This is a genomic window from Mycoplana azooxidifex (assembly GCF_014196765.1).
GTDB classification, from domain to species: Bacteria; Pseudomonadota; Alphaproteobacteria; order Rhizobiales; family Rhizobiaceae; genus Mycoplana; species Mycoplana azooxidifex.
This window is the reverse complement of the sequence record NZ_JACIEE010000002.1, coordinates 515,055-536,018: the sequence shown is the minus strand read 5'-3', so window position 1 is coordinate 536,018 and position 20,964 is coordinate 515,055. Positions and strand designations below refer to the sequence as shown.

Below are 20,964 nucleotides of genomic sequence, written 5' to 3'. Positions count from 1 at the left end.
GCCGGCAACCGCTACCGGGCCCAACCCGCCGGGCTCCGCGTCCGTCTTGCCATGCCGCGCAACCTCTGATTAGCTCTGCGCGTCGCAATCTGGAATCACGTCTCCCATGTCGGTCGCAAGGCGGCGGCGCCTGATCAGGCGCCAGCGAAGTTCTGTCGGGCTCGCGCTCGTCGCGGCCATCTCCTTCCTCGCCGGCATGACCGATGCGATCGGGCTGATGGCGGTCGGCGAATTTGTCTCCTTCATGAGCGGCAACACCACGCGCACGGCGGTGGCGCTAGCCGAGGGCGACGTGGGGCGGGCGATCCTGCTCCTGACCGGGCTCGTCGCCTTCGTGCTCGGCAACACCTTCGGGGTGATCGTCGCCGCCCGCTCGCGGCCCTATGGCGTGCTTCTCTGCGTCACCGCCCTGCTGGCCGCGTCTGCCTTGGTGCCGGAGCCGCGCGAGGTGCGCTTCCTGCTCCTGATCTTCGCCATGGGCACGATCAATGCCGCCGTCGAGCAGATCGAGGGCCTGCCGATCGGCCTGACCTATGTCACCGGCGCGCTCTCCCGCTTCGGCCGCGGGTTGGGACGCTTCATCCTGGGCGTGCGCGACCGCAAATGGCTCGTCCAGATCGTGCCGTGGACCGGCATGCTGGCCGGCGCAATCGCGGGGGCCGGCCTGCAGCGCCATGCGGCGGACGCGGCCGCCTGGGCGCCCTTCGTCGTCGCAGCCCTGGTCACCGCCGCCTCGATCCTCATCCCCCGCCGCTGGTCGGTCCGCTTCCTGCAGCGGTGACGGAAGGCGTATCCTGAGTAACCGGTGCTTCGGCAGCCCAATGCAATGTGGAGAACGCAATGGCCCTGAGATCAATAAGCATCGATGAATTGGACGGCTTTCAAATAGACGACCACGGTCAATTGTACTGGCGAGAGAAGACCGTAATTCTAGAGAAGCGACTAAAACTGGAAACCTACCAGATCCTGTTGGCAACTCTTGCGACGGCTGGTGCCGTTGCATCCGGTCTGCATCCATTTGGCGTCTCGCTCGGCTGGTGGTAGCGCTAGCGCCCCATGCGTGGAGTTGAAAATTTCCGCGATCGGTGCTATTCAGCCGGCCTTAACCGACGCTGCGAAAGGAGGGCGGACGTGAAATTCGATTTTCTGCCCAATCTCTCGCATGGTCCCGATCGTGCCCTGCAGATGCGTTTGCAGGGCTGACCAGAGACCGTTTCTCAACGACCCTATCTGGTCTGCCCCTGGTGGCAGCGTGCATCCGTGCAGGATGTTTCGCGAATTCCAATGCTTCCGAGCCTGAACGCCCGCATTCGACGATGGCTGATGCCCGCGATGCCGCGCCTGCCCGGACAATTCGACCAGGGATCGACAATGTCGCTCATCACCCTTCGCAATCTCGGCGTCACGCTGGGCATGCCGCTCTTTTCCGGCCTGAACCTTTCCGTCAACGCCTCCGACCGCATCGGCCTCGTCGCCGCCAATGGCCGGGGCAAATCCACCCTGCTGCGGCTGCTGGCCGGTGCGCTCGAGCCCGGCGAGGGCGAGATCACCCGCGCGCGCGGGCTGACCGTCGGCCATGTCGAGCAGAGCGTGCCCTCTGCCCTCATGGGTGCGACCCTGCAGGACGCTGTTCTGGCCGCGCTCCCTGCCGATCAGGCGGAAGACGAGCGCTGGCGCGTCGACGTCGTCATGGAGATGCTGGAGGTGCCGGACGCGCTGCGCACGCGGCCGCTGTCCAATCTCAGCGGCGGCTGGCAGCGGCTGGCGCTTCTGGCCCGCACCTGGATCCGGGAGCCGGACGCGCTGCTTCTGGACGAGCCGACCAACCATCTCGACCTGTCCCGTATCCTGCAGCTGGAGGGTTTCGTGAACGGGCTGCCGCGTGGCACGGCGGTGATCGTCGCCAGCCACGACCGCGCCTTCCTCGACGCCACGACGAACCGCACGCTGTTCCTGCGGCCGGAGAATTCGGCCGCCTTCGCCCTTCCCTACGGCCGGGCGCGGGCTGCGCTGGACGAAGCGGATGCGGCAGATGCACGGCGCTACCAGCGCGACATGAAGCAGGCGGCGCAGTTGCGCCAGCAGGCGGCGAAGCTGAACAATATCGGCATCAATTCCGGCTCCGACCTGCTGGTGGTCAAGACCAAGCAGCTGAAGCAGCGGGCGGAGAAGCTGGAGGACGCGGCGAAGCCGGCGCATCTGGAGCGTTCCGCCGGGGCGATCCGGCTTTCCAACCGGGGCACCCATGCCAAGGTGCTGGTGACGCTGGAGGATGCGACGATCGCCACGCCGGACGGCACGGCCCTCTTTCGCACCGGCCGGCAATTCATCTGCCAGGGCGACCGGATCGTGCTGCTGGGGTTGAATGGCGCCGGCAAGACCCGGCTCGTCACGGCGCTGAAGGCCGCAATCGAGGGTGCTGCCGTTCCCGGCATCAAGGCGACGCCGTCGCTGGTGCTGGGTTACGGTGACCAGGCGCTCGCCGACCTTGCCGATGCGGACACGCCGCTTGCCGCGCTCACCCGCCGCTTCGCTCTTGGCGAGCCGCGGGCGCGCGCGCTGCTGGCCGGCGCCGGCGTCGTCATCGAGAAGCAGGGCAAGCCGCTCGGCCGCCTCTCCGGCGGGCAGAAGGCGCGGCTCGGCATGCTGGTGTTGCGGCTGGCCGAGCCCAACTTCTACCTGCTCGACGAGCCGACCAACCATCTCGACATCGAGGGGCAGGAGGCGCTGGAGACGGAACTGATGGCGCAGCAGGCGACCTGCCTGTTCGTCTCGCACGACCGAAGCTTCGTCCGCGCGGTCGCCAACCGCTTCTTTCGCATCGACAGGCGGCGGCTGGTGGAGGTGGAGGATGCGGAGGCGTTCTTTGCCGAGGCGGCGGCCTTGAACGGCTGACGGGGCTATCGCATCTGGAGCGCCCCCTCTGGCCTGCCGGCCATCTCCCCCACAAGGGGGGAGATGACCCGCGGCACCCATCTGCCCAATAGGGAGTTACAGAGAAGCGGCGTTGCCGGCCTGGCCGCCTCAGGGTCACGGCCTAACGGCCCTGCGGCGCCAGCCGCGGATCGTGGGCGAAATCGGCGTGGGCGAATTCCAGGCGGGCCGCCGGGAACTCGCAGATCGCCTGCACGCCATGGGTGGAAAGGCGGATGCGCCAGGTCTGGCGCTCGAGCGGCCGCGGCCCGGCGAAGGCTGCGGGCACGAGCAGCGCCACGTTCGCCCCGCCGCGCGGATCGCGCACCGAAGCGTAGCGGATCGCAGCGATGCCTGCGGTGCGCGCCGCGTCGGACAGCGCCTGACAGGCGGCGTAGTCGGTCGGGTCGGTCCAGAGCGCGCGGTCGCGGTCGAGCGGGGGGCCGGTCAGGTCGATCGCGGCGGAGGTCGCGACTGCGGCCGAGAAGGCGGTGAAGTCGGCGGCATTCGCCGGATAGGGCGTCGACGGCGATTCGGCGAAGAACAGCAGGCGGTAGAACGCCATTTCGGCCAGCGCGGTCTCGACCGCCTCGGCGGCGTAGAACACGCCCGGCGTCCGCCCTGCCCTGCGGAAGCGCGAGCCGTGCGGATAGACGGCGCCGTATCGGAAGGGGGTGGCGAGCAGGTAATCGAGGCCCGCGCATTCGGGCGGAAGCCTCGGCTTGCTCTCTTCCAGGAGATCCTCCAGCAGCGCCTGCTCCTCCAGCGTGTCGACGAGCTTCAGCGTCGAGACGCGGTGCTGCGCCTCCACCAGCCGCCAGACGGCGCCGGCGTAGGCGCGCGCCTCAGACGACAGCGCGGCGGGCGTCCAGGTAGGCAATGACATCGACCAGGCCGGAAATGGAGGTGATGCGCTCGAGCGGACGGCCGCCGAGTGCGCGGTTGTCGGCCGTCATCCAGCGTCGCGCCACCGCCTCGTCGCCGCCGACGACGGCATCGAGCGAGCGGAACAGGCGGATGAAGAGCACGGCGAGTTCGAACGGCTTGGTGCCGCGCTCCAGCCGCCAGTCCTGCCTGCGCATGCGCGAGACGCTGGCCTCGGAGACCCCGAGCACGGACGCCAGCACGCGCGACGTCATCCCCAGCCCCTCCGCCGCCCGCACGGCCGCCTTGGTCACCACGGCTTCTGCCTGGGTTTGTTCATTGGGGGCTGCGGTTTCGGTGAGCATGGGAGGCGTCCTTTCCATGGAAATAATATAGCATGAAATTTTCGGAAGGAAAGGGCGGCGATGGATGGGCTCCCCTCTTCTCCCCAACGGGGAGAAGGTGGCGCGCAGCGCCGGATGAGGGGGCGCGGCACGCGCCGAGTTCGCGGCGGCCCCCTCATCGCCTCGCTGCGCTCGGCACTTCTCCCCGGTGGGGAGAAGAGGGAGGGTGTGGCGGCCGCCTGCGGCCCCATCTCCTTGCTAAGAAAGCTTGCCCCTCACCCCGGCCCTCTCCCCGCAAGCAGGGAGAGGGGGACGGAGACGTCGCGGCAATCCACCTTCTCCCCGCTTGCGGGGAGAAGGTGCCGGCAGGCGGATGAGAAGCATTTACGGGAGAGGCTGCGCCGGTTTGCGATGCAATACCTCTGACAACCGGGAGAGTTTCGCTCGGAAAACGCAGGCGTCCCGCAAGCTCCCCTCTTCTCCCCCAGCGGGGAGAAGGTGGCGCGCAGCGCCGGATGAGGGGGAACGGCACGCGCCGAGTTCGCGGCAGCCCCCTCATCGCCTCGCTTTGCTCGGCACTTCTCCGCGAGGGGGAAGAGGGAGGGTGTGCCGCCCTGCCCGCAGATTGCAAACGCAAAAAAACGCCCGGCGCCAATGCACCGGGCGTTGGTCGGTCGGGGCCGTTCGCCCCGGAGATCGATCTCGCCTCAGGCGATCGTCGTCTTGACGTCGAGGTTGCCGCGGGTGGCGTGGCTGTAGGGGCAGACGACGTGGGCCTTCTTGACCAGGTCCTCGACCACGGCCTTGTCGACGCCGGGGACGGAGACCTGCAGGGCGGCGTCGATGCCGAAGCCGCCGCCGTCTTCGCGCGGGCCGATGCCGACGGTGGCCGTCACCTTGGCTTCATCGGGGATCTTTACCTTCTCCTTGCCGGCGACGAATTTCAGCGCGCCGAGGAAGCAGGCGGAATAGCCGGTGGCGAAGAGCTGCTCGGGATTGGTGCCGCGGGCGCCGTCGCCGCCGAGTTCCTTCGGCACGGTCAGCGTCACGTCGAGCACGCCGTCTTCGGTGGCGCCATGGCCCGCACGGCCGCCGGTGGCAGATGCCTTGGTAGTATAGAGAATGGGCATATCGGATCTCCTTGGGTTGTCGATGATTATCGTGTAGCGTAAAATCAAATTGCGCGCAATATAATTTTGCACATTGCTTTTTTGGAAGACGCCTGCGATAGTGCGCCATGGCAAACAAGCGCGCGATCCCGGACATTCAGATCAATGACGCGATGCTGGCGCTCGACCGCCAGCTCTGTTTCGCCATCTACTCGGCGGCGCATGCGTTCAACCGCACCTACAAGCCGCTGCTCGAGCCGCACGGCCTCACCTATCCGCAGTATCTGGTGCTGCTGTCGCTCTGGCAAGACGACGCCAAGACCGTCAAGGCGCTCGGCGAGGCGCTCCACCTCGATTCCGGCACGCTCTCGCCGCTGCTGAAGCGGCTGGAGGCGAGCGGCTACATCGCCCGCACGCGCGACCGCGCCGACGAGCGGCAGGTGCTAATCACGCTCACCGGCAAGGGCAAGGAGATGAAGGCGGCGGCCGGCGGGATCCTGATGGAGATCGGCAAGGCTTCCGGCTGCACGGTCGAAGAGCTGGGCGCCCTCGGCGCCGGGCTGCAGGCGCTGGCCGATAACCTGCGCGCCGGCCACAGCCACAGCCAAGACCCCGACCCGGCCGACCAGCCGGAAGGCGCGCCTGGAAAATAAGCTGGCTCCGGCAGGCGCTCGCCCTATACTGCCGTTCGTCGCAGACGATGGAGGTCGAATGCAGCACGATGACCGGCAATGGCGACTGACCGGCCTGTCGGCGGGGCTGTGGTGCATCGTCGTCGGCATCGGCATGATCGTCTTCTGGCTGGCCGAGCCTGCGGAACTCGCCGCCCGCCACCCCGAGATCTTCGGCATGAAGTTCAATGCGGCGCTGGCGTTCACGGCCCTCGGCGCGGCCTTCCTGCTCGCGCTTTCCGGCCACCGCGTGCTGCCGGTCATCGCTTCTCTCGCCGTGCTCGCCTACGGGGTGGTCGCGCTGTCGCAGCACGTGTTCGGCATCGACCTCGGCATCGACCAGGTGCTCTACAAGCCGTTCACCGACATCGGCACGAGCCTGCCCGGACGGATCGCGCCGAACACCGCGCTCTGCTTCATCCTCATCAGTCTTGCCGTGATCCGGCGCGCGTTGCGCGGTAGTAGCGACCTCGTGCAGATGGCCGGCAGCTATGCGGCCGTCGCGATCGCCGCCACCGCGTTGATCGGCTACCTGATCGATTTCGACGCCGCCCATGACTGGATCGCCAACACGCGGATGTCGGTGCAGAGCGCCACCTGCTTCCTGGCGCTGGGCGTCGGCATCCTCTTCGTCGGTGCGCGGACGGCCGGCTATCACCGGCTGGCGATCGCAGCCTCGCTCGGGGTCGCGACCTACCTGATCCTCTTGACGCTCGCCTACCTGAAGGTCAGCGAACAGGCGAAAAGGCTGCCGTTTGCGATCGACCGCGCCGGGATTTCCTCGACGGCCGCCACGCTGCTGGACCTCATCCTCCTGTCCGGGCTGATCTATGCGGGGCTGCTCGCCTATTCCTACTGGAGTTCGCGCCGCTACAGCCGCAGCGCCACCAACCTCAGCGAGAGCCAGGAGCGGCTTTCGGCGATCATCAACACCGCCGTGGACGGCATCCTGACCGTCAGCGCCGACGGCACCATCCTTTCGGCAAATCCAGCCTGCCAGCGCATTTTCGGCCACGCGCCGGAAGACGTCGTCGGCAAGCCGATCAGGATGCTCCTGCCCGGACCGCCCGGCGACAGCGCGCAGGCGGCCCGGGCCGGATGCATTGTCGCGAGCGGGGAGACGGACGCACAGCGCAAGGACGGGCGCATCGTCCCCGTCGAGCTTTCCGTGGCGAAGGTCGAGCTTACCGAGGGGACAGTCCACACCGCCATCATCCGCGACATCTCCGAGCGCAAGCATTTCGAACGGCAGTTGCTCGCGGCCAATGCGGAACTGGAGGAGTTCGCCTATCGCACCTCGCACGACCTGCGCTCGCCGATCGCCTCCTCGATCGGCCTGCTCAACATCTCGCGCGAACTGCTGGAAAACGGCGACCACGACGCGCTGTCGGGCACGCTGGAGCGGATGGAGCGCAACTTCACCCGGCTGGACCACCTGATCCAGAACATCATCGTGCTGACGCGCGACCGGCTGATGGAAGAGGAGGACCGCAGGTTCTCCCCCTACGACGTCGTGCAGAACCAGGCCGACACCCTGTCGACGCTGGAAGAGGACGGACGCATCCGGATCGCCAACCACATCCCGCCGCAATTGACAATCTTCAGCAAGCCGTCGAAATTCGACGTCATCGTCGGCAATCTCCTGTCCAATGCGATCAAGTACCATGATCCCAGGGAGGCGGATCCGCGGGTCGACGTCTATCTGGAGGAGCATGCCGGGACGATCCGTCTCGTGGTGGAGGACAACGGGCTCGGCGTGCCGGAAGAGAAGCGTCCGCTTCTGTTCCGCATGTTCAAGCGTCTGCATCCGAGCCGGTCCTTCGGCAGCGGGCTCGGCCTCTACATCTTGAAGAAAAGCGCCGAATCGCTCGGCGGATCGGTCACCTTTGAGGCCAGGGAGAAGGGCAGCCGCTTCATCGTCGAGCTGCCGAACGGGGACGGACATGAAGCTGAATACCATACTGGTGGTCGATGACGACGAGAACGACCAGTTCATCTGCGAATACACGATCCGCAAGTTCGATCCTGCCATCACCATCCTGAAGGCGCAGGACGGCACCGAGGCGCTGGCCATCCTGGAGACGGAGACCCCGGATGCCATCATCCTCGACATCAACATGCCGATCATGAACGGCTTCGAGTTCCTGGAACACTATGCAAGGGCGTTCTCCAACCATGCGCCCGTCGTCGCCATGCTGACGAGTTCGCAACTCGGCACCGACCGGGAGCGGGCGCTGCGCTATCCCTTCGTCAAGAGCTACCTGGAAAAGCCGCTGACGATCGAGCACCTGCGGCAGATGCAGGAGCTTCTCGAAGCCTGACGGTGGGGCTGCGGCGACGGCCGCCCTCCCCTCTTTAGAGAGAAGGTCGCCGCGGAGCGATTCCACAATTGACATCGACCTGATCTCATGTCTGACTGGATGTATGGGGTCGCGATCACCCCACGAGGCGTCATGCTGAAGAATCGCGTCCAACGAACCGTCAAAACGGAGGGACGCGCGATGCCGTCGTTCACTGAAATATCCCCTGAAAAACTCAGCCGTCTCATCGGAACCCGCGGGGCTCCGACGCTCGTCGATGTCCGCAACGACGAGGATTTTTCCGCCGATCCCAGGCTTGTTCCGGGATCTTTCCGACGCCCCTTTGCCGAGGTCGCCGAATGGGGCCAAGGTCTTGCCGGCCCGGCCGTCGTCATCTGCGACCATGGCGCCAAGCTCAGCCACGGCGTGGCCGCGCATCTGCGCGCCATGGGCGTTGCTGCCGAAACGCTCGAAGGCGGCTTCAAGGCGTGGATCGCGGCAGGTGGCCCGGCTGTTCCCGAAGAGAAGCTGCCGCCCCGCGACAGGCAGGGGAGAACGGTCTGGGTGACGCGGGCGCGGCCGAAGATCGACCGCATCGCCTGTCCGTGGCTGATCCGCCGCTTTGTCGATCCGTCTGCGGTCTTCCTGTTCGTCGTTGCTTCCGAAGTCGCGATGGTCGCAGATCGCTTCGGCGCGACGCCGTTCGATATCGAGGACGTGTTCTGGAGCCATCGCGGCGAGCGGTGTTCGTTCGACACCATGATCGAGGAATTCGGACTGGAATCGGAACCGCTGCTGCGCCTCGCGACGATCGTCCGCGCGGCCGACACGTCGCGGCTTGATCTCGCGCCCGAGGCTGCGGGCCTGCTGGCTGCCTCGCTCGGGTTGTCCAGGATGTACACCGACGACCTCGAGCAACTCGAGGCAGGGATGGTTCTCTACGATGCCTTCTATCGCTGGTGCCGGGACGCCACGGAGGAGACGCACAACTGGCCTTCCGCAAAGAAGGGGGCCTGACATGACCAGCATGTCCGACACCACAACGGCGGTCGACCAGCCGGCCGCCGCAGCACAGCACGGCGTGTCCTTCGGCGAAGCCTTTCGTGTCTGGCTGCGGGTTGCCGCACTCAGCTTCGGCGGACCGGCGGGGCAGATCGCCGTGATGCACCGCATCGTCGTCGACGAAAAGAAATGGATCGGCGAGCATCGCTTCCTGCACGCCCTCAACTATTGCATGCTGTTGCCGGGACCGGAGGCACAGCAGCTCGCCATCTATATCGGCTGGTTGCTGCACCGGACTGCTGGCGGTCTGGTCGCAGGCATCCTGTTCGTGCTTCCCGGCTTCCTTTCCATCCTCCTGCTCAGCTACCTCTATGTGGCCTTCGGAAATGTCGATGCCGTCGAAGGGATGTTCTTCGGTCTCAAGGCGGCCGTGCTTGCGGTCGTCGTGCAGGCGGTCGTCAGGATCGGCGGGCGGGCGCTGAGGAACCCGGCGATGATCGCCATCGCCTCTGCCGCGTTCATCGCGATCTTCGCGTTCCATGTGCCGTTCCCGCTGATCATTCTGGCTGCCGCGGTCATCGGCTTTGTCGGTTCGAAGTTGGGCTCCGGTTCCTTTCGGGTGGGCGGCCACGCGTCCGGGGGCGGCGCGGTGCTGTCGGACGCCGACTCTGCGCTGGGCGAAGAGATACCGTCGCATGCGCGCCCGAACCTGCAATGGTCGTTGCGGATCTCGGTCGTCCTGCTTGCGCTGTGGCTCGTCCCGTTGCTCCTTCTCTATCTGTTCCTCGGCAGCGACGACGTATTCACCCAGATCGGCGTGTTCTTCAGCAAGATGGCCGTCGTGACCTTTGGTGGAGCCTACGCCGTGCTGGCCTATGTCGCGCAGGAAGCGGTCCAGCACTACGGCTGGCTCAAGCCGACAGAGATGCTGGACGGCCTTGGCATGGCGGAGACGACGCCGGGGCCGCTCATCATGGTGCTGCAGTTCGTCGGCTTCATGGGCGCCTACCGTGATCCGGGAAGCCTGAACCCGATGACGGCCGCCACGCTGGCGGCGGTCCTGACCACCTGGGTCACGTTCATCCCCTGCTTCCTCTGGATATTCCTAGGAGCGCCGTTCATCGAGAAGCTGAGGGGGAACGCAGCACTTGCAGGAGCGATGTCGGCCATCACCGCCGCGGTCGTCGGCGTGATCCTCAACCTGGCGATCTGGTTCGGACTTCATTTCCTCTTCGCCGATGCCCAGATCCACCGCCTGGGGCCGCTCTGGATCGAACTGCCGATCTGGTCCTCGCTGTCGTTGCCGTCGCTGGCACTCAGTCTTGCAGCGGCGATCGCGATCTTCCGCTTCAAGGTGTCGGTCATCCCGACCTTGCTCGCCTGCGCTGTCGCGGGCATGGCGTGGAGGATCCTCGGCGGTGCCTGATCGAAGCGCGTGGCGGGCCCGGCTACTGCCGCCGCGTGCTACAGCACCACGATCGGCGCGCCGTTCGGCACGCGGCTGTAGAGGTCGATGACGTCCTGGTTGAGCAGGCGCACGCAACCCGACGAGGCGGCGCGGCCGATCGACTTCCACTCCGGGGTGCCGTGCAGGCGGTAGAGCGTGTCCTGGCCGTTCTGGAAGATGTAGAGCGCCCGCGCGCCGAGCGGATTGGACAGACCGGGCGCCATGCCGCCGTTGCGGGCGGAATAGCGCTCCAGTTCCGGCTGGCGGGCGACCATGCTGTCGGGCGGGGTCCAGCGCGGCCAGGCCTGCTTCCACTGGATGACGCCGCGGCCGTCCCAGGCAAACCCCTCGCGGCCGATGCCGACGCCGTAGCGCATGGCACGGCTGCCGGACATGGTGAGGTAGAGATAGCGGTTGGCGGTATCGACGATGATCGTGCCCGGCGCCTCGCCGAACGGATCCTCCACCTCGTGGCGCAGGAAGCGGGCGTCGATCTGCCGGTAGGGGATCTGCGGGATGGTGAAGCCGCCGTCGATGCGGGCGTCGTACATGCCGGCGAAGGCCGGGTCGAGATCCGGGATGCCGGTCGGCAGCACCGGCTGCTCGTAGGGCCCCTGGTCGGGATCGCGCCCCTCCAGCCACGGCCCCGGAACCCCTTCCAGCGCCGGGTTGCGGTAGACCGCATCGGTCTGCCAGCGGAACCGGTCGGTGTTCATCGACGACGTGCAGCCGGCAAGGCCCGTGGCCGCGGCAAGCCCGGAGAGCCGAAGGAACCGGCGGCGGGAGAGAGTGAGTTCTGAGGCCATGATCAGCGACGCAATTCCATGAAGTCCGAGAAACGCAGACAGAGAAGGATAAGGGGCGATTCCTTGCCGGCGAGATAACGTCTTTACCGTGCCGCAATTGTGGCAGCCCCGGCTGGCGCGTGGCTTGCGGCTGCCGCCGCGACGATCCCCTGCCTTTCCGGGGGCGAAATATGACCATTGCCCGCACGAAGGGTTTCCATAATCTGGCATGCGACGCCACCACGATGCCTCTGCGACACCATTTTCGGAGCCTGTCCGTGACCGCCATCCGCCGTGCCACCCTCGACGAGATCCGCCTTTTCCACGCGAAGATGATGGCGGCGGCCGGCAACGCCACCGACGACCGGCTCGAGCGCATCATCGAGGCCGTGCCGCGGGAAGCCTTTCTTGGGCCGGGACCGTGGCAGATCAGGGCCGGCCGCAGCTATCTGGAGACACCCTGCGCCGATCCGGCATTCCTCTACCAGAACGTGCTGGTCGCCCTCGATGCGGCGAAGGGCATCAACAACGGCGAGCCGTTCCTGCATGCGGCCTGGCTCAACGCCGCCGCTCCGGCCGCCGGCGAGACGGTCGTCCATGTCGGCGCCGGCACCGGCTACTATACCGCCCTGCTCTCGATGCTGGTACTGCCGAACGGGCGCATCCATGCCTACGAGATCGAGGCCGACCTTGCAGCGCGCGCCAGAGAGAACCTCCGGCCGTTCGAGGGAGTCGAGGTGATCCATGGCGACGCCACGACCCTGCCGCTGCCGCCTGCCGACCTGATCTACGTGAACGCCGGCGTGGTGGCCCCGCCGGTTCGCTGGCTGGATGCGCTGCGGACCGGGGGGCGGCTGATCTTTCCCTGGCAGCCGACCGACAAGGTGGGGCTCGCGCTGCTGGTGACGCGCACCGATGCAGGCCATTGCGTCCGCCCGCTGATGCGCGCCACTTTCATCCCCTGCATCGGCGCATCGGACAGTTCCGGCTGCCGCAAGACGCCGACCGTTCCCGACGCGGCCGCCGTCCGGTCGATCCGGCTGATGCGCGACGAGGCGCCCGACGAGACGGCCGTGGCGATCTATGAGGACGTTTGGTTCTCGCGTACGGAGATCTAAAGCGCGTCACGATCTTTCAGATCCGCTCCCGCGCTTCAGATCTTTCATTTTGCGCATGTCGTCGTCGCAAAACCGCTGCACACTTTTGCGCGACATGCTTTAGAGCGTGTTCTTGTGGATCTTGCCGTCCTTCATGATGACGGCGAGATTCTTCTGCGGATCGCGCAGGAGGGCGATGTTCTCCAGCGGGTTGCCGTCGACGACCAGGAGATCGGCGAAGGCGTCGGGCTCGACGACGCCGAGCTTGGCCGGATAGGGGTTGCGCGGGCCGGAAAGGCCGAGGAGCTCGGCATTGGTCGAGGTCACCATCTTCAGGATCTCGGCGCTGGAATACCATTCGGACAGATGCGTCAGCATGGTGTTCTGGCGCATCGTGATCGCCGGCGAGAACAGCATGTCGGAGCCCCAGGCGAGCTTGAGCCCGTGCTTGCGCGCCAGTTCGTAGACGACGGGGGTGCCGGCGATCACCTGGTTCAGGCGTTCGGCGGACGGCCCGGTCAGGGGCACGGCATCCTCGGTCGACAGGAATGGCTGGGTGCTGAGCCAGGCGCCCTTTTCGGCCATCAGCGCTGCGGTCGCCTCGTCCATCAGGTGCGCGTGCTCGATGCAGGCGGCACCGGCATTGACGGCGCGCTGCACCGTTTGCGGCGCATAGGCGTGCACGGCCACGTAGGTGTTCCAGTCGCGCGCCACGGCGACGGCTGCGCGCAGGTCCTCCTCGCTGAAGGTCGTCATGTCGAGCGGGCTGCGCGGCGAGGACACGCCGCCGCCGCCCATCACCTTGATCTGCGAAGCGCCCTGCAGCAACTGCTCGCGCACGCGCATCTGCACCTCGCCGAGGCTGTCGGCGAGCATCGCGCCGCCCACCTGCTCCATGATGCTGAGCCGGGCGGGATCGCGGGGGATCTCCGAGGGCATCCGCAGGTCGCCGTGCCCGCCGGAGGTGGTGATGAAGGCGCCGGAGGGATAGATCCGCGGGCCGGGGATCGTTCCGGCGTCGATCGCCTGCTTGAAGGTGAAGACGGGTCCGCCGAGGTCGCGCACGGTCGTGAAACCGCGCAGCAGCGTGCGTTCGGCCTCGGCGGTGGAAGCCGTGTAGATCAGGCCCGGATCGCCGGTCGTCGCGACCTGCACCGGCACGGCGGCGAAGAGCGTGTGCCAGTGCGCGTCGATCATGCCCGGCATCAGGAACCGATCGCCGCAATCGATGACCGTCGCCCCCGCCGGCGGCGGGTTATTGCTCCGGTCGACGGCCGCGATTCGGTTGCCCTCGACCAGGACCTGCACGCCGGCCTCACTGCCGGCGGAGGTGCCGTCGAACAGCCTCGCCTGCCGGAACAGGGTCTGCGGCGGCTTGTCGGACGCCTGCGCAAGGACAGGCTTCGGCACGCCGGCAATGAGCGCCGCACCGGCGCCGGCGAGCAGCGCGCGACGAGTCAGGCGCTCCAGGCGCAGCGATGCCTGCTGGACCTCGAGCGACTGGCAGGCGCAACCGCCGCCGTGCACCAGATGCCGGTATTTCTCCCCGAGACGCAGCATTCACATTCCTCCAGCAATTCGAGACCGATACAGGCAGACAAAAGACATGCAACTATCGCGGCACCTTGGCCGACCACGGCGGCAATGTCCAGCGTTGCGGAAGGCTGCGCGCGGGATGCCGGAACCGCTACCGTTCGGTAAATCCGAGCAGCAAGGTTAGAGCGATCTCCCGCGCATTCGAGGCGAGCGCCTCGTCCGGCAGTTCGCCGGCGGTCCAGAAGGACAGCACCCCGCGAAAGGCAAAAGCGAATTGCCCCGGCAGGCAGCGCAGCGCCTGCTCGCGCCCGGCCCCGGCCAGGCCTTCGCCTGTGCCCAGCGCCAGCGACCACAGGGCCATGGAGTGCTCCAGGACCTTTCCGGGGGACGGGCCGGCGGTGCCGATCCACCCCATCACCGCCCGGTTGACCTCCGGTTCCTCCAGCATCACCGCGACAGCCGTGTCGATGGCCAGCAGCACGCGGCCGGATGCGTCCGCAGGCAGCGTTGCCTCGACGAAGCGCTTTATCATCGTATCGATCCGCCGGGCCGAAAGGGCGTGCATGATCGCGGCCTTGCTTCCGAACTGGTTGAAGGGCGTCGCGAAGCTGACGCCGGCCTCCGCGGCGAGGTCGCGCATCGAAAAATCGGCCTTGCCCTTGCGGAGCAGCCGTTCCGCCGCATCGAGCACGCGCTGGCGGAGCGGCTCGCCCCTGGCGGCATTGGTGAATGGTTGGATCTTGATTCGTTTCATGAAGGAATCTATATCATGATATAGTTATCTTTGAAACACGGAGTTGGACCATGACGGCTTTCGCCCCCAAGACTTTCCTCATCACCGGTGTCAGCTCGGGCCTGGGCCGGGCCTTTGCCTCAGGCGCGCTCGAGGCCGGCCACCACGTCATCGGCACCGTGCGACGGGAAGCTGACACCGCGGCCTTCGCCGCGCTCGCGCCCGGTCGTGCCCACCCGCTGGTGCTGGACGTGACGGATTTCGATGCGATCCCGGCGGTCGTCGGCGAGGCGGAACGACAGGTCGGCCCGGTCGACGTGCTGGTGAACAATGCCGGCTATGGCCACGAGGGTGTCCTGGAGGAATCCTCCATCGACGATCTCCAGCGCCAGTTCGCCGCCAACGTGTTCGGTCCGGTGGCGATGATGAAGGCGGTGCTGCCGGGCATGCGCGCGCGGCGTCGCGGCCACATCATCAACGTCACCTCCATGGGCGGCTTCATCACCATGCCGGGGATCACCTTCTATTGCGGCAGCAAGTTTGCCCTCGAAGGCATCTCCGAAGCGCTCGGCAAGGAGGTGGCGGGCTTCGGGATCCGGGTGACGGCGCTGGCGCCCGGCCAGTTCCGCACCGATTGGGCCGGACGGTCCATGGATCGCACGCCCCGCAGCATCGCCGACTATGATGCGGTGATGGATCCGATCCGGGCGGCACGGCAGGCCAAGAGCGGCAACCAGCCCGGCGATCCGGCCAAGGCCGCGCAGGCCCTGCTCGCACTGGTCGAGGCCCCGCATCCGCCGGTGCGGCTGTTTTTGGGCGATGACGCGCTGGGGCTGGTCGAACAGAAGCTCGACGGGATGAAGGCCGAAATCGCCGCCTGGGATGCGCTCTCGCGCTCCACCAGCTTCGCGCCGTAAGCTCCTGGGCCCAGTGAGCGCGCAGGAATGAGGCTACGGCGCTAGTTGGTCCACGCGCACTGATAGGCCAGCACCCGCTTGGCAAACCCCTTCAGCCGGAAGCGCCCGGCGCGGGCGAAGATGTCGGCGGTGCCGCATTCCTGGAAGACCTTCTCTGAGGCGAGGATCTGGTCGGCGCCTGCGGCGGCGCAGAGCCGCGCCGCCGTCTGGACCGTCGTGCCGAAGAGGTCGTTGCTGTCCTCGACGGGCTCGCCGGAATCGAGCCCGATGCGGACGTGAAGCTGTTCGGGATTGTCGGCATTGAAGCGCTGGAACTCGCGCTGGATCTTCATGGCGCATTCGACGGCGGCCACGGACGACGGGAAGGCGGCCATGATCCCGTCGCCGGTATGCTTGACCTCGCGGCCGGAAGAGCGCGACAGGCAGCGGCGGACGACCGAATCATGCGCCCTGACGAGTTCGGTCGCCCTGAGGTCGCCGAGGCGCGAGGTCATTTCCGTCGAGCCGACGATGTCGGTGAACAGCACCGCCCGGTGGCCGGCGTCCCTGCTCCCGGCACCGGATCCCCGGCCTTCCAGATCGTCAATCCGCCCGAGAAAGGCCTCCACGGCCGAGAGCGCCACCTCCACGACCTCGCTGGCGACAAAGCCGTGCGCCTCGCGATGGACGCATTGCGCGGTCTCCATGTCGGGCGCATCGATGAGGCAGAAGGTCCGGCCGTTGCGGTGATCGAACCAGTAGGTCAGGAACTTGACCCCGTACTGGTCCTGAATGCCGAGATCCTTCAGATGCGCTTCGGCGACCTCCTCCGAGGTCGCGCCGACAAGGTCGTGCCTGTCCATGAATATCGGCATTCGCCCGCTCCCCCCGTCGGGATCGTGTCGCATGCCGGAATTTTACGCCAGCGACGGCGCGGCGTCCATCGGGCGTTCCCCGCCCCTACCCCGCCTCCTTCGCCTCCACCAGCGCCATCAGGGTTTCCAGCCGGTCGGCGTCGCGGGGGAGCTTGTCTTCGCGCAGGCGGGCGATGCGGGGGAAGCGCATGGCGACGCCGGACTTGTGGCGGGTGGAGCGGTTGATGCCCTCGAAGGCGACCTCGACGACGAAGCCGAATTCGGGCTCGGCGCGCACGGCGCGCACGGGGCCGAAGCGCTCGACGGTGTTGTTGCGCACGAACCGGTCGAGCACCTCGAGTTCGGCGTCGGTGAAGCCGAAATAGGCCTTGCCGACCGGCACCAGCATGTCGCCTTCCGGCCCGTCTTCCGGACCTTGCGCCCAGACGCCGAAGGTGAAGTCCGAATAGTAGCTGGAGCGCTTGCCGTGGCCGCGCTGGGCATACATCAGCACCGCATCGACATTATAGGGGTCGCGCTTCCACTTGAACCACGGGCCCTTCAGCCGGCCGGCCTGGTAGGCGCTGTCGAGGCGCTTGATCATCACGCCTTCGATGACCGGATCGGGCGGATCGGCGCGCAGGCGTTCGAGTTCGCCCCAGCTGGAAAACGGCACCAGCGGGGAAAGATCGAAGCGGTCGTGCGGGGCCGCCTCAACCAGCTCGGCGAGGCGGGACCTGCGCGTCACGAAATTTTCCGGGCGCACGTCCGCCTCGGCATCGAACAGGATGTCATAGGCGCGCACGAAGGCGGGGTAGTCCTCCAGCATGCGGGCGTTGACCGTCTTGCGGTTCAGCCGCTGCTGCAGGTCGGAGAAGGTCCGCGTCGCGCTGTTGGAGCGGGCGGTGCCGCCGACCAGAAGCTCGCCGTCGATCACGCCCTGGAATGTCATGGCCTCGACGATATCCGGGAAGGCGGCGGAGATGTCGTCGCCGGAGCGGGAATAGAGCCTGCGGGTGGAGCCTGCCGCCGAGAGCTGGACGCGGATGCCGTCCCATTTCCATTCGGCGGCGAAATCGGCCGGGTCGAGGCCGTCGAGGTCGCCCTCGCCAACGGGATTTGCCAGCATGACCGAATGGAAGATCGCCGGCGTCGCCAGCACCGGGCGCTCCGCCCTGCCCTCCAGCCAGGCAAACAGCGCCTCGTAGGGCGGCTCGAGCCCGTGCCACAGGGTCTCGATCTCGGTGATGTCGCGGCCGGAGAAATCGGCGAGCGCCTGCTTGGCGAGCCGCGCGGAGACGCCGATGCGCAGGGCCCCGGTCGCGAGCTTGATGAAGGCGAAGCGGGCGGAGGGATCGAGCCGGTCGAGCAGGTCGCGCACGGCTCCCCGCACCTCGGTGCGGCCGAGCGCGTTCATGCGGGTGACGACGGCGGACAGGCGCGGCTGGCGGTCGTCGTCGATCCGCTCCTTGCGCTCCTGGTCCCAGACGAGCGCAATGGTCTCGGCGAGGTCGCCGACATAGTCGTAGGAATAGCGGAACAGCACCTCGTCCATCCGCTCCAGCACCAGATCGCGCAGGAGCGCCGGCTTGACGCTCTTCAGGTCCAGCGTGCCGGCGATCGCCGCCAGCCCGTAACCGCGGTCGGGGTCGGGCGTGTCGCGGAAATAGTCCGCCAGAAGCTTCAGCTTGCCGTTGCGCGACGGGGTGAGGACGAGGCGGTCGAGGAGTGCGGCGAAGGCTTTCATGGGACGGCTTCGCCTCGCCTGTGGGTGGATGTGGCAAAGCCCCCCTCATCCGCCTGCCGGCACCTTCTCCCCGATGGGGAGAAGAGCCCGTGCGGCGCCGCCGCGGCCACGGCTAACGAGAAGTACGGCAGGCCCACCCCGATCTCCCTCTTCTCCCCATCGGGGAGAAGGTGCCGGCAGGCGGATGAGGGGGGCGGCGGGGCCGGTACGGGCGCGATGAGGTCGCTGGTCTGATCGGTGTGAAACGTCGCCACCATCAATCCCCCTCGTCCTCGTAGCCGACGAGATGGAGCGGGCGGGCGGGGATGCCGGCGAGTTCGCACCAGCGCACCAGCGCCTCCTCGCGGCCGTGGGTGACCCAGACCTCGGCCGGGGCGAGGTCGCGGATGGTCTCGGTCAGTTCGGGCCAGTCGCAATGGTCGGAGATGACGAGCGGCAGTTCCACACCGCCCTGTTTGGCGCGCTGGCGCACCATCATCCACCCCGAGGCGAAGGCGACCAGCGGCTCGGGAAAGCGGCGCGCCCAGCGCTCGCCGAAGGCGGACGGCGGCCCGACGACGACGGCGCCGGCGAAATCGGTCCGGTCCCCCTTCTCCAGCGTCGCCGGCCTCAGATCACCGAGATCGATGCCGCGCGAAACGTAGTAGTCGCAGAGCTTCGAAAGCGAGCCGTGGATATAGACCGGGCGGTCGTAGCCGCAGTCGCGCAGGAGCCGGATGACGCGCTGCGCCTTGCCGAGCGAATAGGCGCCAATGAGGTGGCTGCGCTCGGGAAACTGCTTCAGCGAGGTCAGAAGCTTGCCGATCTCGCCCTTCGGATCGGGGTGGTGGAACACAGGCAGACCGAAGGTCGCCTCGGTGATGAAGACGTCGCAGGCGACCGGCTCGTAAGGCGCACAGGTCGGGTCGGGACTGCGCTTGTAGTCGCCGGAGACGCAGAAGCGGGTGCCGTCTGCGGCGATCGCGATCTGCGCCGAGCCGAGCACATGGCCGGCCGGATGGAAGGAGACCCTGGTACCGGAGAGGTCGATCGTCTCGCCGAACTCGACCGGCTGCGCGGTGCCGCAGAAATCCGGGCCGTGGCGGATCGCCATGATGTCGAGCGTCTCGCGGGTGGCCAGCACCGCGCCATGGCCGGCGCGGGCATGGTCGGAATGGCCGTGGGTGATCAGCGCGCGGGCGACCGGCCGCATCGGATCGACGTAGAAATCGCCGGAGGGGCAATAGAGGCCGGCGGGCGCCGGATAGAGCAGCTGATCTGGCTTCATCCCTGCGAAGATAGGCGAATTTGCGCGAGCCGCCAGAGCGGGCGGCGATTTGGCGGACGCATGCTGCGGCAGGCCGCTGCGCGGGCACTCAGGACAGCATCTTCAGTCCCTGCCGCAGCGCGTCGACGTCGATGCCGGCGAGGTCGGCTTCCACCGCGGCATGGGTTTCCACCCAGACCGGCAGGGCGCGGGCCAGCAGGTCCCTGCCCGCCTCGGTCAGCGCCAGCCTGCGGCCGCGGCGGTCGCGCGGGTCGGGCAGGACTGCGACCAGGCCGCGGCGCGACAACGGCTTGACGGCTGCCGTCAGGGTCGTGCGGTCCATGGCGAGCAGGACCGCGACGGGGCCCATCGGCGGCGGCTCGGGACGATTGAGCGCCATCATCAGCGAGAACTGGCCGTTGGTCAGGCCGACCGGGCGAAGGGCCTCGTCGAAGCGGCGCCCGAGCGCGCGGGCGGCCCTTTGCGCATGCAGGCAGAGGCAATGGTCACGCACATGCAGCGTGGTATCATGGGAGACGGTGGCGGAGATGGCGGCGTGCTCGGTCATGCGCATTACTGTTGATATCAACGTACCCTTGTCAAGAGCAACCGTGCCCCAGTTCCTGCCCATGGCCCCGCCCCGCTTCCTCACCGTGCGCCGCCGCCTGGCCTTGACGAATGGCCGATGGTTCCAAGTTTCTATCGCAGAAAAAGCGCGACACGCACGGGAGGTAGCGGCAATGGCAGAGATCACGACACAGCACCGGTGGCTGGAGCGGCTGGTGGGAACCTGGGACGTCTCGGACGAGGCGATGGCCGGACCGCCGGCGGAAGTCACCTGGACGGAGACCGTCCGCCGCATCGGCGGCCTGTGGGTGCTGTGCGAGGGCCGCGGGCTGATGCCGGACGGCGAGCCGGGCGAATCGGTGATGACGATCGGCTACGATCCCGCGCGCGACCGCTACATCGGCAGCTGGATCGGCTCGATGATGACGCATCTGTGGCACTATGACGGGATCTTGGAGCCGACCGGCAACGTGCTGGCGCTGCACAGCGAGGGCCCGGATTTCGAGAACGAGGGCAAGCGCCTGCCCTACCAGGACGTGATCACCTTCATCGACGACGACCATCGCACGTTGACCGCGCTGGTGGACAAGCCGGGCAAGGGCTGGGAGAAGATGATGGAGGTGCACTACTGGCGGCGGCGGTAGGCGGTCGTCCGTCTCTCCGCCTGCGGGGAGACGTAGGAAGCGCAGCACGTGGAGCCGCAGCGGCGGAGGCATCTTTGCGCCATTTGCGGTCATGCCGGCCATGGGGCCAATCGACCTGCCATGGCGACGATGCCGCCGAGCGACGCCAGGCGTCTTCGGTTGACATATGGGGGGCAGCCCATAAGCTGCGTGTACCCTTTGAGATCGAC

The 20,964-nt window shown here is 67.2% G+C and carries 21 protein-coding genes; 11 read left to right on the top strand and 10 right to left on the bottom strand.

From position 1 onward, the window contains the following. Positions 1–106 precede the first annotated feature (106 nt). From GGQ64_RS05965 to GGQ64_RS05955, 3 genes are all read left to right on the top strand, one after another. A complete protein-coding gene (locus GGQ64_RS05965) occupies positions 107–781 on the top strand; it encodes a YoaK family protein (RefSeq protein ID WP_183800514.1) in 675 nt (224 codons plus the stop codon). A 59-nt stretch (positions 782–840) separates the two neighbouring features. Further along, positions 841–1,044 carry a hypothetical protein gene (locus GGQ64_RS05960; RefSeq protein WP_183800510.1) on the top strand — a complete coding sequence of 68 codons (204 nt, stop codon included), beginning with the start codon at positions 841–843 and terminating at the stop codon, positions 1,042–1,044. Positions 1,045–1,371: 327 nt separating this feature from the next. After that, complete coding sequence (locus tag GGQ64_RS05955) at positions 1,372–2,895, top strand: ATP-binding cassette domain-containing protein (protein ID WP_183800507.1); 1,524 nt, start codon at positions 1,372–1,374, stop codon at positions 2,893–2,895. A gap of 142 nt (positions 2,896–3,037) precedes the next feature. On the opposite strand, the gene GGQ64_RS05950 is transcribed toward GGQ64_RS05955, so the two are convergent. The 3 genes from GGQ64_RS05950 to GGQ64_RS05940 all read right to left on the bottom strand — a co-directional run bounded on the left by GGQ64_RS05950 (position 3,038) and on the right by GGQ64_RS05940 (position 5,251). Then, a complete protein-coding gene (locus GGQ64_RS05950; protein ID WP_183800504.1) occupies positions 3,038–3,799 on the bottom strand; it encodes an RES family NAD+ phosphorylase in 762 nt (253 codons plus the stop codon). After that, positions 3,759–4,142 carry an MbcA/ParS/Xre antitoxin family protein gene (locus GGQ64_RS05945; RefSeq protein WP_183800501.1) on the bottom strand — a complete coding sequence of 128 codons (384 nt, stop codon included), beginning with the start codon at positions 4,140–4,142 and terminating at the stop codon, positions 3,759–3,761. Before GGQ64_RS05945 ends, GGQ64_RS05950 begins: the two co-directional genes overlap by 41 nt. 686 nt (positions 4,143–4,828) lie before the next feature. Beyond that, positions 4,829–5,251 (bottom strand): organic hydroperoxide resistance protein, encoded by a 423-nt coding sequence (locus GGQ64_RS05940; protein WP_183800498.1) that lies wholly within the window; start codon positions 5,249–5,251, stop codon positions 4,829–4,831. Between the two features lie 107 nt (positions 5,252–5,358). Between GGQ64_RS05940 and GGQ64_RS05935 the strand changes: the two genes are divergently transcribed. From GGQ64_RS05935 to chrA, 5 genes are all read left to right on the top strand, one after another. After that, a complete protein-coding gene (locus tag GGQ64_RS05935) occupies positions 5,359–5,883 on the top strand; it encodes a MarR family winged helix-turn-helix transcriptional regulator (protein WP_183800495.1) in 525 nt (174 codons plus the stop codon). 58 nt (positions 5,884–5,941) lie between these two features. Next, positions 5,942–7,876 carry a sensor histidine kinase gene (locus tag GGQ64_RS05930; RefSeq protein WP_183800492.1) on the top strand — a complete coding sequence of 645 codons (1,935 nt, stop codon included), beginning with the start codon at positions 5,942–5,944 and terminating at the stop codon, positions 7,874–7,876. Beyond that, entirely contained in the window at positions 7,845–8,222 is a 378-nt protein-coding gene (locus tag GGQ64_RS05925) for a response regulator (protein ID WP_183800489.1), read from the top strand. The genes GGQ64_RS05930 and GGQ64_RS05925 overlap by 32 nt, the downstream gene beginning before the upstream one ends. A gap of 180 nt (positions 8,223–8,402) precedes the next feature. Further along, a complete protein-coding gene (locus tag GGQ64_RS05920; protein WP_183800486.1) occupies positions 8,403–9,218 on the top strand; it encodes a chromate resistance protein ChrB domain-containing protein in 816 nt (271 codons plus the stop codon). A gap of 1 nt (position 9,219) precedes the next feature. Then, complete coding sequence (gene chrA / locus GGQ64_RS05915; RefSeq protein WP_425488487.1) at positions 9,220–10,629, top strand: chromate efflux transporter; 1,410 nt, start codon at positions 9,220–9,222, stop codon at positions 10,627–10,629. A gap of 38 nt (positions 10,630–10,667) precedes the next feature. Here chrA and GGQ64_RS05910 read toward each other — a convergent pair whose 3' ends face one another. Next, the gene (locus tag GGQ64_RS05910) at positions 10,668–11,456 is read right to left on the bottom strand and encodes a L,D-transpeptidase family protein (protein ID WP_183800483.1); all 789 of its coding nucleotides are present in this window, start codon (positions 11,454–11,456) and stop codon (positions 10,668–10,670) included. A gap of 257 nt (positions 11,457–11,713) precedes the next feature. Here GGQ64_RS05910 and GGQ64_RS05905 point away from each other — a divergent pair, with 257 nt between their 5' ends. After that, positions 11,714–12,553 (top strand): protein-L-isoaspartate O-methyltransferase family protein, encoded by an 840-nt coding sequence (locus GGQ64_RS05905; protein WP_343059423.1) that lies wholly within the window; start codon positions 11,714–11,716, stop codon positions 12,551–12,553. 99 nt (positions 12,554–12,652) lie between these two features. On the opposite strand, the gene GGQ64_RS05900 is transcribed toward GGQ64_RS05905, so the two are convergent. Continuing rightward, the gene (locus tag GGQ64_RS05900; RefSeq protein ID WP_183800480.1) at positions 12,653–14,092 is read right to left on the bottom strand and encodes a metal-dependent hydrolase family protein; all 1,440 of its coding nucleotides are present in this window, start codon (positions 14,090–14,092) and stop codon (positions 12,653–12,655) included. A 127-nt stretch (positions 14,093–14,219) separates the two neighbouring features. Beyond that, positions 14,220–14,822 (bottom strand): TetR/AcrR family transcriptional regulator, encoded by a 603-nt coding sequence (locus GGQ64_RS05895; RefSeq protein ID WP_183800477.1) that lies wholly within the window; start codon positions 14,820–14,822, stop codon positions 14,220–14,222. Between the two features lie 50 nt (positions 14,823–14,872). On the opposite strand from GGQ64_RS05895, the gene GGQ64_RS05890 reads away from it, so the two are divergent. Further along, positions 14,873–15,718, top strand: coding sequence for an oxidoreductase (locus tag GGQ64_RS05890; protein ID WP_183800474.1), 846 nt, complete (start codon positions 14,873–14,875; stop codon positions 15,716–15,718). A gap of 41 nt (positions 15,719–15,759) precedes the next feature. Here GGQ64_RS05890 and GGQ64_RS05885 read toward each other — a convergent pair whose 3' ends face one another. The 4 genes from GGQ64_RS05885 to GGQ64_RS05870 all read right to left on the bottom strand — a co-directional run bounded on the left by GGQ64_RS05885 (position 15,760) and on the right by GGQ64_RS05870 (position 20,112). Continuing rightward, positions 15,760–16,572 (bottom strand): nickel-binding protein, encoded by an 813-nt coding sequence (locus tag GGQ64_RS05885; RefSeq protein WP_183800471.1) that lies wholly within the window; start codon positions 16,570–16,572, stop codon positions 15,760–15,762. Between the two features lie 85 nt (positions 16,573–16,657). After that, positions 16,658–18,298 (bottom strand): cisplatin damage response ATP-dependent DNA ligase, encoded by a 1,641-nt coding sequence (locus tag GGQ64_RS05880; RefSeq protein WP_183800468.1) that lies wholly within the window; start codon positions 18,296–18,298, stop codon positions 16,658–16,660. Positions 18,299–18,554: 256 nt separating this feature from the next. Beyond that, the gene (locus GGQ64_RS05875; protein ID WP_183800465.1) at positions 18,555–19,565 is read right to left on the bottom strand and encodes a ligase-associated DNA damage response exonuclease; all 1,011 of its coding nucleotides are present in this window, start codon (positions 19,563–19,565) and stop codon (positions 18,555–18,557) included. An 88-nt stretch (positions 19,566–19,653) separates the two neighbouring features. Beyond that, entirely contained in the window at positions 19,654–20,112 is a 459-nt protein-coding gene (locus GGQ64_RS05870) for a MarR family winged helix-turn-helix transcriptional regulator (protein ID WP_183800462.1), read from the bottom strand. Between the two features lie 172 nt (positions 20,113–20,284). Here GGQ64_RS05870 and GGQ64_RS05865 point away from each other — a divergent pair, with 172 nt between their 5' ends. Next, a complete protein-coding gene (locus GGQ64_RS05865) occupies positions 20,285–20,755 on the top strand; it encodes a DUF1579 domain-containing protein (protein ID WP_183800459.1) in 471 nt (156 codons plus the stop codon). The last annotated feature ends 209 nt before the right edge of the window (positions 20,756–20,964 follow it).

Bases quoted from the DNA above. Each gene is read 5' to 3' on its own strand.
- GGQ64_RS05965 (WP_183800514.1), top strand. From the start codon at position 107: ATGTCGGTCGCAAGGCGGCGGCGCCTGATCAGGCGCCAGCGAAGTTCT.
- GGQ64_RS05960 (WP_183800510.1), top strand. From the start codon at position 841: ATGGCCCTGAGATCAATAAGCATCGATGAATTGGACGGCTTTCAAATA.
- GGQ64_RS05955 (WP_183800507.1), top strand. From the start codon at position 1,372: ATGTCGCTCATCACCCTTCGCAATCTCGGCGTCACGCTGGGCATGCCG.
- GGQ64_RS05950 (WP_183800504.1), bottom strand. From the start codon at position 3,799: ATGTCATTGCCTACCTGGACGCCCGCCGCGCTGTCGTCTGAGGCGCGC.
- GGQ64_RS05945 (WP_183800501.1), bottom strand. From the start codon at position 4,142: ATGCTCACCGAAACCGCAGCCCCCAATGAACAAACCCAGGCAGAAGCC.
- GGQ64_RS05940 (WP_183800498.1), bottom strand. From the start codon at position 5,251: ATGCCCATTCTCTATACTACCAAGGCATCTGCCACCGGCGGCCGTGCG.
- GGQ64_RS05935 (WP_183800495.1), top strand. From the start codon at position 5,359: ATGGCAAACAAGCGCGCGATCCCGGACATTCAGATCAATGACGCGATG.
- GGQ64_RS05930 (WP_183800492.1), top strand. From the start codon at position 5,942: ATGCAGCACGATGACCGGCAATGGCGACTGACCGGCCTGTCGGCGGGG.
- GGQ64_RS05925 (WP_183800489.1), top strand. From the start codon at position 7,845: ATGAAGCTGAATACCATACTGGTGGTCGATGACGACGAGAACGACCAG.
- GGQ64_RS05920 (WP_183800486.1), top strand. From the start codon at position 8,403: ATGCCGTCGTTCACTGAAATATCCCCTGAAAAACTCAGCCGTCTCATC.
- chrA (WP_425488487.1), top strand. From the start codon at position 9,220: ATGACCAGCATGTCCGACACCACAACGGCGGTCGACCAGCCGGCCGCC.
- GGQ64_RS05910 (WP_183800483.1), bottom strand. From the start codon at position 11,456: ATGGCCTCAGAACTCACTCTCTCCCGCCGCCGGTTCCTTCGGCTCTCC.
- GGQ64_RS05900 (WP_183800480.1), bottom strand. From the start codon at position 14,092: ATGCTGCGTCTCGGGGAGAAATACCGGCATCTGGTGCACGGCGGCGGT.
- GGQ64_RS05895 (WP_183800477.1), bottom strand. From the start codon at position 14,822: ATGAAACGAATCAAGATCCAACCATTCACCAATGCCGCCAGGGGCGAG.
- GGQ64_RS05890 (WP_183800474.1), top strand. From the start codon at position 14,873: ATGACGGCTTTCGCCCCCAAGACTTTCCTCATCACCGGTGTCAGCTCG.
- GGQ64_RS05885 (WP_183800471.1), bottom strand. From the start codon at position 16,572: ATGCCGATATTCATGGACAGGCACGACCTTGTCGGCGCGACCTCGGAG.
- GGQ64_RS05880 (WP_183800468.1), bottom strand. From the start codon at position 18,298: ATGAAAGCCTTCGCCGCACTCCTCGACCGCCTCGTCCTCACCCCGTCG.
- GGQ64_RS05875 (WP_183800465.1), bottom strand. From the start codon at position 19,565: ATGAAGCCAGATCAGCTGCTCTATCCGGCGCCCGCCGGCCTCTATTGC.
- GGQ64_RS05870 (WP_183800462.1), bottom strand. From the start codon at position 20,112: ATGACCGAGCACGCCGCCATCTCCGCCACCGTCTCCCATGATACCACG.
- GGQ64_RS05865 (WP_183800459.1), top strand. From the start codon at position 20,285: ATGGCAGAGATCACGACACAGCACCGGTGGCTGGAGCGGCTGGTGGGA.